This window comes from Streptomyces sp. NPDC021622, from assembly GCF_040640795.1.
In the GTDB taxonomy this organism is placed as follows: domain Bacteria; phylum Actinomycetota; class Actinomycetes; order Streptomycetales; family Streptomycetaceae; genus Streptomyces.
In genome coordinates this window covers 20,467-33,761 of sequence record NZ_JBFACK010000007.1, presented here as the reverse complement: position 1 = coordinate 33,761, position 13,295 = coordinate 20,467, and the positions used below count along the sequence as shown (strand labels likewise).

Here is a 13,295-nt window from a genome sequence, read left to right as displayed (position 1 = left end):
CTGCCAGAGCGGCGGCCCTTGCCAGTGCGGCGGCTGAAGGGGCAGCACCCGTAGCCCGGCCCTACTCAAGATGTGGGGCCGGGCGGTTCGCGCGCAGCCGGTAGTTGCTGGTGTGCTCCTGGCGGCCGTTGGCGTCTGCGCCGAGTGAGCCGGATGAGAAGCGGTAGATGAGCGTCATGCGGGCGCTGCCGAAGGCGTGGCGCCCGCCGGCGTGCAGGACGGCGAACGCGGCGTCGTCGAGGTCGGTGACCTCGCGCGGGTCGGGGCCTGCGCGGGTGCGCACCTGCACGGCGAGCACGGTGTCGGTGAGCGCGGCCGACTCGGTGACCGGGTACGCGGTGAGCACGATCGCGCGGTCGGGAGCCTCGGGCATCACGGTGTCCGTGATGGCGGTCCCGCCCTCGGCATGGATGCCATCGGGCCGGTAGACGCCGACCGCCCGCTCGTCGAGCAGGCGGGCCAGGCCGTCGACGACGTCGACAAGGAAGCTCACCGCAGGGACCGCCTGACCTGTGCGGCGATGAGTGCGGCGACGGCGTCGTCCTCCTCGGTCATGGGCACTTCGAGGTACTTCGCGGTGCGGCCCGCGTCGTGGCGGTAGGTCATCTCCTCGTGCTGGCGGACCGTGTACGGAGTGTCGTAGGACACCGCGGCGGTGAGCGCCGACTCGTCGACCGTCGCTGTCGATCAGCGGGCCCACCGCGGCGCCCTCGGGCAACTGGGGGTCGGAGCACACGGCCTCCACCGCGGCGAGATCGAATTCGCCGGCGACGACCGGAAGCCGGGCCCACAGCAGCGCTCCGCCGGTGAGCACAGTTCGTGGCTCCACCCGGTGGTCGTACGCAGTGTCTGATGCCGCGGTGGTGCGGCCTTCCGCCCACCGTCGGAGAGCCTGAGCCCGGGGACGGCCACCGCCGCGCGCTGCTTGAAGAGTTCGAGCGCGTCGCCGCCCGCGTCGCCCTCCGAAAGGCCCAGGAGCGGCACGGGCAGGACGTACTCGCCGGGGATGTCGAGGGCCTGCCGACTGGTGGCCAGGATCTTCAGCTGCGGCGCCTGCGACGGCAGCAGGTCGGCCGGCAACGCGCAGGCGTCGACGAGGTGTTGGCAGGTGTCCAGGATGATCGGCAGCCGGCGGTCGTCGGCCGCGTACTCGACGAGCTCGTCGATCCGCGATTTCCCGGCCGCCCTCAACGGCCAGGACGCGTACTTCCACCAAGTCGCCAAGGACAGCGGCCCGGTGAAGGACGACAAGAACACCAGGATCGAGGTGGTGGTCTTCGACTCCAGCACCGACTACCAGACCTACACCGGCGTGATCTACGGCATCGACACCAACAACGGCTGCCGGGATCTCGACCCCGACGGTCTGGTGGATCGAGGGCTTCGCCGAGTACGTCTCCTACTCGTACCGCGAGCTGCGCTACAAGGAAGCCATCAAGGTGGCAGGCAAGAAGACCTACCCCCTGAGCCAACTCTTCGACACCACCTACCAGAACACCGACACGACCCGCACCTACCGCTGGGGCTACCTGGCCGCCCGCTACATGCTGGAAAAGCACCCGGACGACGTGGCGACCGTGCTCGGCTCCTACCGCACCGGCGGCCGGGCACCCGTGTCCGGCCGCCGACGCATGGGGAACAATCGTGTCCGGCCCTGTGGGCCACGGCGACGATGCCGGCCCGGGGATGGGGGAGGACCTGACAGTGGTGGAATGGCGGCAGGTGGCCAGTGGTGCGAGGGCTGTTCCCGAGCCCGTGCCGACGCCTCTGATCTGGGCGGGGGCCTATGCGGGAGCGTTTGGTCTCGTGAGCCTCTTCGACCTGCTCGGCGTGCTCGATCGCACGGGGTTCGCCCTTGCCGCCCTGTCGCTGCTCGCCGCCGTACTCGGGGTGCGGAGCCGTCTCGCCGCGGCGCCCGGAACGGCTCTGCTGTGCTGGGCCCTCTTGAACATCTTCGCGGCCGCCCCCACCGGAGAGATCTCCTGGGCCGGGCACCGCGACCCCGAATGGATGGCCTGCCTGCTGGCCGCGACTCTCCTCGGCGCCGCGACAGGCCGTGTCCTGCACGCCCGCGCCGCCTACCGCCGCATCACCCCGCGCGACGGCACCGGCCGCCGCTGAGAGTGGATCGGATCCGGCCGTCTCCACGGGAATCTCCGCCGGCGGAAGTGAGTTGCTGATTTCTGCAGCGATTTCAATGGGGTGGGCCGCGTCCACCGCTGGGAGGGGACGGCAGCCGATGAGCCTTCGTCAGTACGAGTACGCCCTGGCCGTCGCCGAGGAGGGCTCGGTGACGGCGGCGGCGGAGCTGCTGCACGTCGCTCAACCGTCGCTGTCCCAGCAGATCCGCGCCCTGGAGCGGGATCTGGGCGTGGAGCTGTTCGCCCGCACGCCGACCGGCCTTGTGCCGACCGTGGTCGGCCGTGCCTTCCTCCGGGAGGCGGAGGTCGCGGTGCGCGCGTCGCGGCGGGCGAGGGCGACGGCTCGGGCCGGTGCCGACGAACTGGTGGGCGAGCTGGTGGTCGCGGTGCAGCTGGGCTTCGGCACACGGCAGCTGCCGGGCGCCCTTGCCGCGCTGCGGCGCCGCTTCCCACGCCTTGAGGTCACCGTCTTCGAGGAGCCGAGCTCCGCCGAGCTGGAACGGCTGTGCCGCCGGGGCGTGCTGAACCTCGCCCTGATGGCGGAATGCGAGCGTAGCCCCGCCTACGCCCACCACCTCGGCGACGAGGAGTTCGTCGTGGCGTTGGGCGCCGGGCACCGGCAGCTCGCCGCCGACCGGGTCGAGCTGCGCGAACTGGCGGGGGAGCCGTGGGTGAGGTTCGACCGCGACAGCGCGCTCGACGCCGTGCTCCTGAACGTGCTGCGGGACAACGATCTGGCCCCGGCCACGGCCGCCCGCGTGTCCCAGACCGCGACGGCCGTGCGTTGGGCCGCCCACGGTCTCGGGGTCACGCTCGTCCCGGCCTCCGCGGTGCCCCACGGTCACGAGCACCTCGTCCGCCCGGTGTTCCCGGTCGTCTCGCAGCCCGTCATCGCCGTGGTCCGGCCCGGCATGGGCCCGGCGGAGACGGCCCTGCTCGAATTCCTCCGTAAGGAGACCTGGTCGAACCTTGCGTTGCGGAATTCCTGAATTCCGCCGGCGTCAGCCCCTGGGGAATTCACCGCCGTCCACGACGAGATTGCTTCCGGTCAGCCAGCTCGCCCGGTCGGACAAGAGGAACAGCACCGCGTGGGCGATGTCGTCGGGCCGGCCATCGCGCCCCAGCGGCACGTTGGTGTTGTTCTGGCCCTGCGCCGGGTCAAGGCGAGCCCACTGCTCCCGGGTCGCTTCGCCGCCGGGCGTTGCGACCCGGCCGGGAGTCACGGTGTTGACCCGGATTCCGAACGGGGCCAGCTCCGATGCCAGTCCGCGGCTGTAGTTCTCCAGCGCCGCCTTCGCCGCCGTGTAGTGCAGGAACGGTGGCGGAGTGAGGGGCACCGCGGCGGAGGAGACGTGCATGATCACCCCCGAACGCCGTTCCCGCATCGCCGGTACCAGCAGCGAGTCCAGCCGTACCGACGCCAGGAAGTTCAAGTCGAGCGCGTCCTGCCACTCCTCGTCGGGGATGGCCGATGTGCTCTCGTACGGTCCCGCCCCGCCCGCGTTGTGGACCAGCACGTCCACCCCGCCGAGCATCTCCCGCGCGGCCGCGGCGAGCGCTTCCGCTCCGGCCCGTGTCCGCACGTCGGCCGCCACGAAGGCGGCCCCCTCCGGCACCGTGCCCGTCGCCGACCTGGCGGTCGTGAGCACCTCGGCGCCCGCGTCCAGGAGTTGGCGCACGACGGCCGCTCCGATTCCGCGAGAACCCCCCGTGACCAAGGCGCGCTTTCCCGTGAGTTCTCGCGTTCCCGATTCGTTCTCGATCGTGGTCATGCCACCGGTCCTCTCGATTACGTAATCGTCCGCTCCGCTCGGCGGAAAAAGCTGTTTCACGGTACGTACGGAGAAGAATGAGAGGCAAAGACGAAATGTCAGCGGGCGCTATAGGGAATTCCTATGGCACCCGCGGCCGGCTGATGATGCGGCAGATGTCCGTGTCGGTGCAGGAGGCCGGGGCGGTGTCGGCGGCGCGTTCAGCCGGGCCGCGGAGCGCGGTGCGGGTCTTGCGGAGTTCGGAGATGCGTCGGTCGATCTCTTCGTGGTGTGGCTTTCGCCGGAATGTCGCGGTAGCCGCTGGATGTGCGGGGTGGTTCCGGTACGAGACCGGCTTGCTCGTAGAAGCGGATGGTCTTGGTCGTGACTCCGCTCGCGGTCGCCAGCTCCCCGACGCGTGTGTCTCCAGGTCAGCTGTTGACCTTCCAGTGCAATGGAAGGTCTGGCGTCGGTGGCAGACGGCAGCGACCTGGGAGGACGGCGGCCACGAGGATCACGGTTCTGACGGTTCCGGACTGCCCGAACGCGCCCGTGGCGCGAGAGAGGCTGCGTGCCGCGCTGGCCGGTCGTGCGGCCGAGGTGGTGCAGGTCGAGGTGCGGGACGAGGCGGAGGCGGCCCGGTGGGGCATGACCGGCTCGCCCGCGGTCCTGCTCGATGGCGACGACCCCTTCGCCAGGCCCGGGGCGGCGCCGAGCGTTTCATGCCGGATCTACCGCCACCCGGACGGCCCGTGGACGGGGCACCGGGCGTGGAGGAACTGCGCCGGGCCCTGATCGCTGCCGGCCTGCCCGGCGCCGTGAGCGAGGACTGCCCGCCCGACCTTGTGCGTGAGGACTGCAGCGTCGAGGACCTGCTCGACCCGGTCGGCCGGGCCGGACGCGGTCGCCGGGCACCTGCCGGGCGCGGGCTGCGCGCGGTGCACCAAGCGGTGCTCCGCCACTTCGCCGCGTCCGGGCAGGTGCCCCAGATCGCCGCGCTGGAGAACGTCGCGGCCGAGGCGGAACGGTCCGCCGACGAGGTGCTCGCGGAGCCGGCGCGCGAGGACTTCCTGACGCTGGACGAGGGCGGTCGGATCCAGGCCGCCTACCCGTTCTCCGCGGCGCCGACCGCACACCAGGTGACCTAGGAGGGCGGCACGCGAGTGTGGTCGATGTGCGCGATCGATGCCCTGGGCATTCCGGCGATGCTCGCCGAGGACGCGGTGATCACCTCGTCGGACCCGGTCTCGGGCGAACCGGTCACCGTCACCAGCCGAGGCGGCCGCATGCGGTGGGAGCCCGCATCCACCGTGGTGATCGTCGGGCGGCGCTCCTGCTAGGCCCGGCCGCCGCGGTGTGCTGCGACGCGCTGAACTTCTTCACCTCCGCGGCCTCGGCTCAGTCCCGGCTCGCCCAACACCCGGACGTACAGGGGAAGATGGTCGACCAGGCGCGTGCCGAGCAGATCGGGCGGCAGACCTTCGGGGCGGTGCCGGCCGCCGACTGAGCTGCATGGCCGCACGGCCGTGGAGGCGCGCAGGCGCGGAACAGATCTTCACTCCACTGGCGGCATCCCACTTTCGCAGGGATGAGGGCGGGCAGAGGCTGAATGCCATGAACACTCCCCTCAAAGCCACTCTCATCTCCGGCGTCCTGGTCATCACCTCTCTCGGCGCTGCAGGTGCGGCCCACGCCGAAGGACCCCCGAAAATCACCACCACCGTCGCTCCTGCCGCCGCCCCCACCGACAACATCCTCTGTGACCTCCTCGGAGGTCTCCTCGGAGTTCTCCTCGGCCCGGTTTGCGGCGACAGCTCCCAAACTGTCAAGGTCTCTATCGCTGACGACGGCTCTACCACCGCCGAAATCCCGAGGGTCAACAGCCAAATAGGCACGCTCTGGCAGCGGTAGCCTCTTCATGCGCGGCCTGACCAGCGAAGAGGCCGCAGGGCCCCATCCCCGGGGAAAGGGGATGGGGCCCAATTCATCGGTAAGGCACTCCGTTGCGCCGGAGTTCGAAACCCTTCCCACCTGATGACCGCCACCTGCGTGGACGGCCGAACGCGTCCCGCCGGGGCGGGCGCGGGTAGTCCCATAGCGGACACGCAGTGGACGGATGGACCCGGAAGGCGCGGAACAGATCACCACTCCGTTCCGCGCCCCCCTCACCGCAGCCGCAGGCCCCTCAGCCCGGCGGCGGACCCGGGCCCCTCAGCCCCGGTCGTAGGTGTGGAACCCGCGGCCGCTCTTGCGGCCGAGCAGCCCCGCTTCCACCATCCGCTGGAGCAGCGGCGGCGGTGCGTACAGGGGTTCCTTGAACTCTTCGTACAGAGATGCCGCGATGGCGGCGAGCGTGTCCAGGCCGATCAGGTCCGCCAGTTTCAGCGGACCCATCGGGTGCGCGCAGCCCAGCTCCATGCCCGCGTCCACATCGGCGGCGGTGGCGAAGCCCGACTCCGTCATCCGGATCGCCGAGAGAAGGTAGGGGACGAGCAGTGCGTTGACGACGAAGCCCGCCCTGTCCTGGGATCCGACGACCGTCTTGCCCAGGGCCTGCGTGGCGAAGTCTCGTACGGCCGCCACTGTTTGAGCGGACGTGTGGAGTGAGGAGACCACCTCGACCAGGGGCAGGACGGGGACCGGGTTGAAGAAGTGCAGGCCGACGACTCGGTCGGCGCGCCCGGTGGCCATGCCCAGGCGCATCACCGGGATGGAGGAGGTGTTGGTGGCGAGGATCGCCTCCGGATCCTCGATGACCTTGTCCAACGAGGCGAAGAGCTCTGTCTTCGCCGAGGTGTCCTCGACGACGGCCTCGATGACGAGCTGACGGTCGGCCAGGTCGTCGAGGCTGCCCGTGAAGACCATGCGGGCCAGTGCGTCCTCGGCGCTCAGGCGGTCCAACTTGCCGCGCTGGACGGCGCGTTCGAGCGAGACGGCCACCCGCTCACGCGCGGCGCCGGCGGCTACCGCGTCGGCTTCGCAGACCACGGTGTCCAGGCCGGCGCGGGCGCACACCTCGGCGATTCCGGCGCCCATCTGGCCCGCGCCCACGACCCCGACCCGTCGGATGGCTGTGCTCATGACTGTCCCTCCGGTGACTGCCTCTCCAGTGACTTCCCCTCCGCGCGGTGAGCGAGGTGGCGGGTGTAGGCGTCAAGGGTGAAGAAGGCGGGCAACTCCCGTGCCAGGGCTGTCCGTTCGAAGAGGCCACGGACGTCATCAACAGGGGCCCACGGATACTCCGCGCCCAGCGCGGCGAGCTCGTCCTCCAGCAGCCTGACGACCGTCGCGCGGTCGACGACCTGGTGGCGCAGCCACTGCCAGATCTGCACCCGGGCGATCTCGGCCGTGGCGGCGTCCTCCATAAGACCGTCCACGGCGACGGCTCCCTGTCCGTTCAGCCATGCCGCGAAGTAGCGCAGGGCGACCGCGATGTTGACGCGTACGCCCTCCGGCGTGGGTGGCGCGCTGACGCGGCGTACGGACAGCAACTGGGCGGCCGTCACCTCGACGTCGTTCCGGGTGCGGTCGATCTGATGCGGGCGGGTGCCGAGCACTCCGTCGAACACCTCGCGGCAGACGGGCACGAGCGCGGGGTGGGCGACCCAGGAGCCGTCGAAGCCGTCCTCGGCCTCACGTTCCTTGTCGAGCCGCACCGTGGCCAGGGCCGCCTGGTGGGCGTCCGGGTCCTTGCCGGGTACGTGGGCGGACATGCCGCCGATGGCGTGCGCGCCCCGCTTGTGGCAGGTGCGCACCAGGAGTTCGGTGTAGGCGCGCATGAAGGGGGCGGTCATGGTGACCTTCGCCCGGTCGGGAAGCAGGAAGTCGGTGCGGTGCCCGAAGGTCTTGATGAGGCTGAAGAGATAGTCCCAGCGGCCCGCGTTGAGCCCGGAGCTGTGCTCGCGGAGCTCGTAGAGGATCTCCTCCATCTGGACGGCCGCCGTGATGGTCTCGATCAGGACGGTGGCCCGGATCGTGCCGCGGGGGATGCCGAGGAGGTCCTGGGCGAGGACGAACACGTCGTTCCACAGCCGTGCCTCGTCGCGGCTCTCCAGCTTGGGCAGATAGAAGTACGGGCCGTGCCCTGCGTCGATCTGCCGCTGGGCGCAGTGGAAGAAGTAGAGGCCGAAGTCGACGAGGGAAGCGGGCGCCGGACGGCCGCCGATCTCGAGATGATTCTCCGTCAGATGCCAGCCGCGCGGGCGGACGACGATGGTCGCGACCTGCTCGCCGAGCCGGTACCGCTTGCCCTCCGGCGTGCTGAAGTCGATCCTGCGCTCGATGGCGTCCAGCAGGTTCAGCTGACCGCTGATGATGTTGTCCCAGGTGGGCGCGGTGGCGTCCTCGAAGTCCGCCATCCATACCTGCGCACCGGAGTTGAGGGCGTTGACCGCGATCCGGCGTTCCGGCGGTCCGGTGATCTCCACTCGGCGGTCGGTCAGGCCGGGGGCCGGCGGTGCCGCCTGCCAGGAGTCGTCCGCGCGTATGCCGACGGTGGCGATGGAGAAGTCGAACGGGGAGCCGGCGGCGAGCCTGGCCGCCACCCGCATCCGCTCCTTGAGGAGGTCGAGGCGGCGGTCCGCGAAGGCGTCGACGAGGCGCCCCACGAAATCCAGGGCTTCGGGAGTGAGGATCTCGTCGTGCCGGTGTCCCGGTACCGGGAGGACCTGAGCACGGCTGGTCGGAGCGGCGATGGACATGCGGGTCTCCTCAGCGGGTTGGCTGAACGCGATGGGAGGAACGGGCCCCGTTGCCGGGGCCCGACGGTGGCCTAGTGGAACTGCTCTGCTTCGGTGGAGCCGGCGAGCGCGGTCGTCGACGAGGCCGGATTGACGGCGGTGGAGACGAGGTCGAAGTAGCCGGTGCCGACCTCGCGTTGGTGCTTGACCGCCGTGAACCCGTGTTCCTGGGCGGCGAACTCCCGCTCCTGGAGGTCGACATAGGCGGTCATGCCCGACTCGGCGTAGCCGCGCGCGAGGTCGAACATGCCGTGGTTGAGGGAGTGGAAGCCGGCCAGCGTGATGAACTGGAAGCGATAGCCCATCGCGCCCAGCTCCCGCTGGAACTTGGCGATCTGGTCGTCGTCCAGGGCCGCCTTCCAGTTGAAGGACGGCGAGCAGTTGTAGGCCAGCATCTGATCCGGGTAGCGGGCGTGGATCGCCTCGGCGAACTCGCGTGCCTGGGCCAGGTCGGGGGTGCCGGTTTCCATCCACAGCAGGTCGGCGTAGGGGGCGTAGGCCAGGCCGCGGGCGATCGCCGTGCCCATGCCGTTGTGCACCCGGTAGAAGCCCTCGGCGGTGCGTTCACCGGTCACGAACCGGGCGTCGCGCTCGTCGACGTCGCTGGTCAGCAGGTTCGCGGCGAGCGCGTCCGTGCGGGCCACGATCAGGGTGGGTACGTCGGCGATGTCCGCGGCCAGGCGGGCCGCGTTCAGGGTGCGCACGTGCTGGGCGGTCGGCACCAGGACCTTGCCGCCCAGGTGGCCGCACTTCTTCTCCGAGGCGAGCTGGTCCTCGTAATGGATGCCGGCCGCGCCCGCCTCGATCATCGCCTTGGTCAGCTCGAAGGCGTTCAGCGGGCCGCCGAAACCCGCCTCGGCGTCGGCGACGATCGGGGCCAGCCAGTCCACCGAGGAATCACCCTCCGCCGTGGCGATCTGGTCCGCGCGCAGCAGCGCGTTGTTGATCCGACGCACCACCTGCGGAACGGAGTTGGCCGGGTAGAGGGACTGGTCGGGGTAGGTGTGCCCGGCCTGGTTCGCGTCGGCCGCCACCTGCCAGCCCGACAGGTAGATCGCCTGCAGCCCGGCCTTCACCTGCTGCACCGCCTGCCCGCCGGTCAACGCACCCAGCGCATGCACATAGTCCCGGTCGTGCAGCTGACGCCACAGCCGCTCGGCACCCCGCCGGGCCAGCGTGTGCTCCTCACGCACACTGCCGGAAAGCCTGACCACATCCTCGGCGGTGTACGTGCGCTCGATCCCCTTCCAGCGGACATCGGTCGCCCAACGCTGCGCCAGCTCCGCGGCTGTTGCCGTCGTCGTCCCTGCCTGTGCCATGACCGTCTCCCGGATAGTCGTGAACCATGCCAATGGCTGGCACTAAGTGCCTTGCCAATATGGGGTGCGGCCCGCGAACTCCATGGGTGAGCAATCGGAGCAATGTCGCCGAGGCGGCAGGAAAGGCCGGGGTCTCCGACGTCAGGGCATGAATCGCGCCCGTTTTCCGGTTCCGCCCGCCGGAGTCCGGCGGGCCGCAGTACGACTCTCGCAGCGGCACTCAGTGCCAACAAGCGTGGAAGGCTGCCAACTTCTGCGCATCTTTCACGGCGTTTTTGCCAACTCTGTTAATGCCACAAGGCCGGTCGGCGTGGCTACCATCGCGAACAGTGCCGACGATCGTGACCGGACGGGAGCACACGTGACCGGAACAGGAGCACATGGGTGAGCAAGACGTACGCGGGGGCGCGGCTGCGACGGCTGCGGGAGGAACGGCGCATGAGCCAGGCCGACCTCGCCCGGTCCCTGGCCATCTCGCCGAGCTATCTGAACCAGATGGAGCACGACTCACGGCCGTTGACCGTGCCCGTACTGCTGCGCCTCACGGAGGCGTTCGGCGTCGACCCGGGATTCTTCTCGGAGCGTGACACCAGCCGTCTTGTGGCCGATCTGCGGGACGCTCTCACCGGCGAGGTCTCCGCAGGCCGCGTCTCCGCATCGGACCTCTCGGACCTGGCATCGCGGCTGCCCGCCGTGGCCGCGCTCCTGGTGGACCTCGGCCGGCGGAACCAGCACCTCACCGAGCAGCTCTCCGAGACCGCGGAGGGCCGGGGGCCTGGAACAGCGGCACAGCCTCGCTCGGCACACGAGGAGATCCGCGAGTTCTTCTACCGGCGCCAGAACTACCTGAACGACATCGACCTCGCCGCCGAGCGGTTCGCCACCGAGATCGGCGTGCGCCCCGGCGAGGTCGTGGGCGCCCTGTCCACACGCCTTTCCGAGCGGCACGGCGTGCGCATCGCCGCGGACTCCGGCCAACTCCTGCACCACTACGACCCGAAGACCCGGGTCCTCCACCTCTCCAGCCGACTGCGCCCCGGCCAGCAGGCGTTCCGGATGGCCACCCAGCTCGCGCTGCTCGAGTACGCGGACGAGATCTCCGCACTCGCCTCGGAAGACTTCGACCCGCAGACCGCGGCCTGGCCGCTGGCCCGCATCGGCATCGCCAACTACCTCGCCGCCGCGCTGATCCTGCCCTACCGCCGCTTCCATGCGGCCGCGGAGGAGTTCCGCTACGACATCGAGCGGCTGACCGACCACTTCGGGCTCGGCTACGAGACGATCTGCCACCGTCTGAGCACCCTGCAGCGGCCCCGGCTGCGCGGCGTGCCCTTCTCCTTCGTCCGGGTCGACCGGGCGGGCAACATGTCGAAGCGTCAGTCCGCCACCGCGTTCCACTTCTCCCGCGCGGGCGGCACCTGCCCGCTGTGGAACGTGTACGAGGCGTTCGCTGCGCCCGGCCGCATCCATGTCCAGGTCGCCGCCATGCCGGACGGGCAGCGCTACCTGTGGACCGCGCGGGCGGTCACCCGGCACCGCGGCGGCTGGGGCGAGCCGGGCAAGACCTTCGCGATCGGCCTGGGCTGCGAGATCCGCCATGCCGCACGGCTCGTCTACTCCGACGGCCTCGACCTGGACAACGCCTCCTCCGCCGTCCCCATCGGCATGGGCTGCCGCCTCTGCGAACGCACCGACTGCCCCCAACGGGCCGTACCACCCCTGGACCGCCGCCTGGCGATCGACGAGAACAGCAGCACCTTCGTCCCCTACCCCGTGGTGGGGGAGCGGGCGGGCGACGACTGACGCGGCGACCGCGGGAGGGGCGGGGGATCACCGGAGCCTCCATCGTGTCATCAAGGCTCCGGGATCCCGGCGGCTGCCTGGTGCGTCAGCGCGTGACCCGCCAACTGAGCGAGCCCTTCAGGGACTTGCGGAGCTTCGGGTCGCGGACCGCCTTGGTCGGGTCCGTGGCGCGTGCCGTGACGGTGTGCGGGCGGCCGTCTGCGGGCACCCCGAGCCGGCGCGGAGTCACACTGCTCGCGTCGCGGGCCTGCCGTGCCTCGCGGCCGTCGACGTACCAGCGCACCTGTGCGCGGGGGGACGCCTCGACGCGGATCCGATCGCCGCCGCGCACCTGCCGGTCGGTGGGCGTGACTGCGGTGAGGACCGGGGCGTGCTGATGGAAGCCCGCGATCATCGCCTCGCGTCCTGGCAGATTGAACTCGCGGCCCAGGGTGCGCATGATCGAGTCCTCGGTGGGGCGGTTGAGGCCGTGGCCGTGGTAGCCGCCGCCCTCGTACGCGCCGACGGTGCCGCCGTCGGGTGACTCCTGGCCGAGCCACCGGTGCCACTTCGCCTTCTGTGCGGCCATCTCGTCGGCGCTGAGCTTGGTGAGGTTGGACTCGCCCGGCTCGGGGCCGGTGTAGGTGCTCTCGTCGTACCAGTACTCGTCGGCGAGCTTGCCGAAGGAGTGGCCGGTCTCGTGGACGGCGACCTGGTCGGAGTCGGGGTGGTCGGAGGATGCGGTGCCGATGCCGTCGTACCCGGACGGTGAAGTGATGTCGTTGTAGCCGGCGCCGCCGTACTTGGTGGAGTTGCCGAGCACGATCACGAGGTCGGGGTCGGCGGCCTTGCTCGCGTACGCCTCGACCTTGTTGGTGTCGACGCACAGCAGCCGCTCGATGCCGTCGCAGAAGAACGCGGAGTTCAGGGCGGTGTTCTTGGTGACGTCGCTCGTCGGGTCGCCCGAGACGCCGGAGTCCTGCGAGTGGGCGTCGACGGCCCAGACGTTGAACAGGTCCTGGTACTCGGCGTACGGCTCGACGGCGGACATCTCCTTCCACTTGGTGCGCACGTCGGTGTGGAAGTCCTCCTGCTGGGCTGCGGTGTAGCCGTCGCCGATGAAGACGACGTCGACCTTGGCGTCGCTCGGCCCGGCCTCCACGATCGGCACGACGTCGCCGTCGTCCTTGATCGTGGCCTGCTCCTTCCTGGTGAGCGGGGAGGACGTCGAGACCTCTGTGTGGCGGGGGTGGCCCTCGGGGCCGGTGAAGTACTCGACCTTGATGCCGTCGGCGGAGGCGGCGTCGCGGCCGGCGGGTTGAGCGGCCGGGGCGTTGTCGCCCGTGACCGGGTCCGCGGCGACCGGCGCGGTGACGGCGAGCGCCGCCGCCAGGACGACACCGATGGCGATGCCGAGTCGCTTGCGGGATATGTGGGATGCGTGTCTGCGCATGGAAGATCTCCCGAGGATCTGCACGGAGGCGGCCGGGATCGGCAAGTCCGTGATGTAAGTGGGGGGTTAAGGGAGCTTAAGGTGGGGTTCAATGTAGGGGTCGTGGGGAA

General features: G+C 70.4%; 16 protein-coding genes and 2 pseudogenes. 9 read left to right on the top strand and 9 right to left on the bottom strand.

The genetic code is table 11. From position 1 onward, the window contains the following. Nucleotides 1–61 precede the first annotated feature (61 nt). From AB0G47_RS15570 to AB0G47_RS15560, 3 genes are read right to left on the bottom strand one after another with little or no spacing between them, the layout of a single operon-like run. The gene (locus AB0G47_RS15570) at nt 62–493 is read right to left on the bottom strand and encodes a minor capsid protein (protein WP_360769166.1); all 432 of its coding nucleotides are present in this window, start codon (nt 491–493) and stop codon (nt 62–64) included. After that, nucleotides 490–648, bottom strand: a complete 159-nt coding sequence (locus AB0G47_RS15565) for a hypothetical protein (RefSeq protein WP_360769164.1) — start codon at nt 646–648, stop codon at nt 490–492. Before AB0G47_RS15565 ends, AB0G47_RS15570 begins: the two co-directional genes overlap by 4 nt. 39 nt (nt 649–687) lie before the next feature. Next, nucleotides 688–1,290, bottom strand: a complete 603-nt coding sequence (locus AB0G47_RS15560; protein ID WP_360770016.1) for a hypothetical protein — start codon at nt 1,288–1,290, stop codon at nt 688–690. On the opposite strand from AB0G47_RS15560, the pseudogene AB0G47_RS15555 reads away from it, so the two are divergent. The 3 genes and pseudogenes from AB0G47_RS15555 to AB0G47_RS15545 form a co-directional block, all read left to right on the top strand. Next, nucleotides 1,184–1,601 (top strand): annotated as a pseudogene (locus AB0G47_RS15555) (collagenase); the annotation flags it as partial. The gene AB0G47_RS15560 and the pseudogene AB0G47_RS15555 sit on opposite strands and share 107 nt — an antisense overlap. Before the next feature lie 205 nt (nt 1,602–1,806). After that, nucleotides 1,807–2,121, top strand: coding sequence for a hypothetical protein (locus AB0G47_RS15550; RefSeq protein WP_323178737.1), 315 nt, complete (start codon nt 1,807–1,809; stop codon nt 2,119–2,121). 118 nt (nt 2,122–2,239) lie between these two features. Further along, on the top strand, nt 2,240–3,130 hold the full coding sequence (locus tag AB0G47_RS15545; RefSeq protein ID WP_360769161.1) for a LysR family transcriptional regulator: 891 nt from the start codon (nt 2,240–2,242) through the stop codon (nt 3,128–3,130). Between the two features lie 12 nt (nt 3,131–3,142). Here the strand turns inward: AB0G47_RS15545 and AB0G47_RS15540 are convergent, their stop codons facing one another. Next, a complete protein-coding gene (locus tag AB0G47_RS15540; RefSeq protein WP_360769158.1) occupies nt 3,143–3,913 on the bottom strand; it encodes an SDR family oxidoreductase in 771 nt (256 codons plus the stop codon). A gap of 287 nt (nt 3,914–4,200) precedes the next feature. After that, nucleotides 4,201–4,299: pseudogene (locus AB0G47_RS15535) on the bottom strand (MerR family DNA-binding transcriptional regulator); the annotation flags it as partial. 145 nt (nt 4,300–4,444) lie between these two features. Here AB0G47_RS15535 and AB0G47_RS15530 point away from each other — a divergent pair. From AB0G47_RS15530 to AB0G47_RS15510, 5 genes are all read left to right on the top strand, one after another. Then, on the top strand, nt 4,445–4,687 hold the full coding sequence (locus AB0G47_RS15530) for a hypothetical protein (protein ID WP_360769155.1): 243 nt from the start codon (nt 4,445–4,447) through the stop codon (nt 4,685–4,687). Next, the gene (locus AB0G47_RS15525) at nt 4,663–5,040 is read left to right on the top strand and encodes a hypothetical protein (protein ID WP_360769153.1); all 378 of its coding nucleotides are present in this window, start codon (nt 4,663–4,665) and stop codon (nt 5,038–5,040) included. The genes AB0G47_RS15530 and AB0G47_RS15525 overlap by 25 nt, the downstream gene beginning before the upstream one ends. Nucleotides 5,041–5,064: 24 nt before the next feature. Continuing rightward, nucleotides 5,065–5,232, top strand: a complete 168-nt coding sequence (merB, locus tag AB0G47_RS15520; protein ID WP_360769151.1) for an organomercurial lyase — start codon at nt 5,065–5,067, stop codon at nt 5,230–5,232. Then, a complete protein-coding gene (gene merB, locus AB0G47_RS15515; protein WP_360769148.1) occupies nt 5,184–5,399 on the top strand; it encodes an organomercurial lyase in 216 nt (71 codons plus the stop codon). Before merB (AB0G47_RS15520) ends, merB (AB0G47_RS15515) begins: the two co-directional genes overlap by 49 nt. Nucleotides 5,400–5,506: 107 nt before the next feature. Next, nucleotides 5,507–5,803 carry a hypothetical protein gene (locus AB0G47_RS15510; protein WP_360769145.1) on the top strand — a complete coding sequence of 99 codons (297 nt, stop codon included), beginning with the start codon at nt 5,507–5,509 and terminating at the stop codon, nt 5,801–5,803. A gap of 300 nt (nt 5,804–6,103) precedes the next feature. Here AB0G47_RS15510 and AB0G47_RS15505 read toward each other — a convergent pair whose 3' ends face one another. The 3 genes from AB0G47_RS15505 to aceA all read right to left on the bottom strand — a co-directional run bounded on the left by AB0G47_RS15505 (nt 6,104) and on the right by aceA (nt 9,950). After that, nucleotides 6,104–6,973 (bottom strand): 3-hydroxybutyryl-CoA dehydrogenase, encoded by an 870-nt coding sequence (locus tag AB0G47_RS15505; RefSeq protein ID WP_360769143.1) that lies wholly within the window; start codon nt 6,971–6,973, stop codon nt 6,104–6,106. Then, on the bottom strand, nt 6,970–8,592 hold the full coding sequence (gene aceB, locus AB0G47_RS15500) for a malate synthase A (RefSeq protein ID WP_360769140.1): 1,623 nt from the start codon (nt 8,590–8,592) through the stop codon (nt 6,970–6,972). The genes AB0G47_RS15505 and aceB overlap by 4 nt, the downstream gene beginning before the upstream one ends. Before the next feature lie 71 nt (nt 8,593–8,663). Continuing rightward, nucleotides 8,664–9,950, bottom strand: a complete 1,287-nt coding sequence (aceA, locus tag AB0G47_RS15495) for an isocitrate lyase (RefSeq protein ID WP_360769137.1) — start codon at nt 9,948–9,950, stop codon at nt 8,664–8,666. A gap of 384 nt (nt 9,951–10,334) precedes the next feature. On the opposite strand from aceA, the gene AB0G47_RS15490 reads away from it, so the two are divergent. After that, a complete protein-coding gene (locus tag AB0G47_RS15490; RefSeq protein ID WP_360769134.1) occupies nt 10,335–11,753 on the top strand; it encodes a short-chain fatty acyl-CoA regulator family protein in 1,419 nt (472 codons plus the stop codon). 85 nt (nt 11,754–11,838) lie between these two features. Here the strand turns inward: AB0G47_RS15490 and AB0G47_RS15485 are convergent, their stop codons facing one another. Beyond that, nucleotides 11,839–13,185 carry a M64 family metallopeptidase gene (locus tag AB0G47_RS15485; protein ID WP_360769132.1) on the bottom strand — a complete coding sequence of 449 codons (1,347 nt, stop codon included), beginning with the start codon at nt 13,183–13,185 and terminating at the stop codon, nt 11,839–11,841. Between the last annotated feature and the right edge of the window lie 110 nt (nt 13,186–13,295).

Excerpts from the sequence above, each read along its gene's own strand:
- AB0G47_RS15545 (WP_360769161.1), top strand. The coding sequence starts at position 2,240 with ATGAGCCTTCGTCAGTACGAGTACGCCCTGGCCGTCGCCGAGGAGGGC.
- AB0G47_RS15540 (WP_360769158.1), bottom strand. The coding sequence starts at position 3,913 with ATGACCACGATCGAGAACGAATCGGGAACGCGAGAACTCACGGGAAAG.
- merB (WP_360769151.1), top strand. The coding sequence starts at position 5,065 with ATGTGCGCGATCGATGCCCTGGGCATTCCGGCGATGCTCGCCGAGGAC.
- AB0G47_RS15510 (WP_360769145.1), top strand. The coding sequence starts at position 5,507 with ATGAACACTCCCCTCAAAGCCACTCTCATCTCCGGCGTCCTGGTCATC.
- AB0G47_RS15505 (WP_360769143.1), bottom strand. The coding sequence starts at position 6,973 with ATGAGCACAGCCATCCGACGGGTCGGGGTCGTGGGCGCGGGCCAGATG.
- aceB (WP_360769140.1), bottom strand. The coding sequence starts at position 8,592 with ATGTCCATCGCCGCTCCGACCAGCCGTGCTCAGGTCCTCCCGGTACCG.
- aceA (WP_360769137.1), bottom strand. The coding sequence starts at position 9,950 with ATGGCACAGGCAGGGACGACGACGGCAACAGCCGCGGAGCTGGCGCAG.
- AB0G47_RS15485 (WP_360769132.1), bottom strand. The coding sequence starts at position 13,185 with ATGCGCAGACACGCATCCCACATATCCCGCAAGCGACTCGGCATCGCC.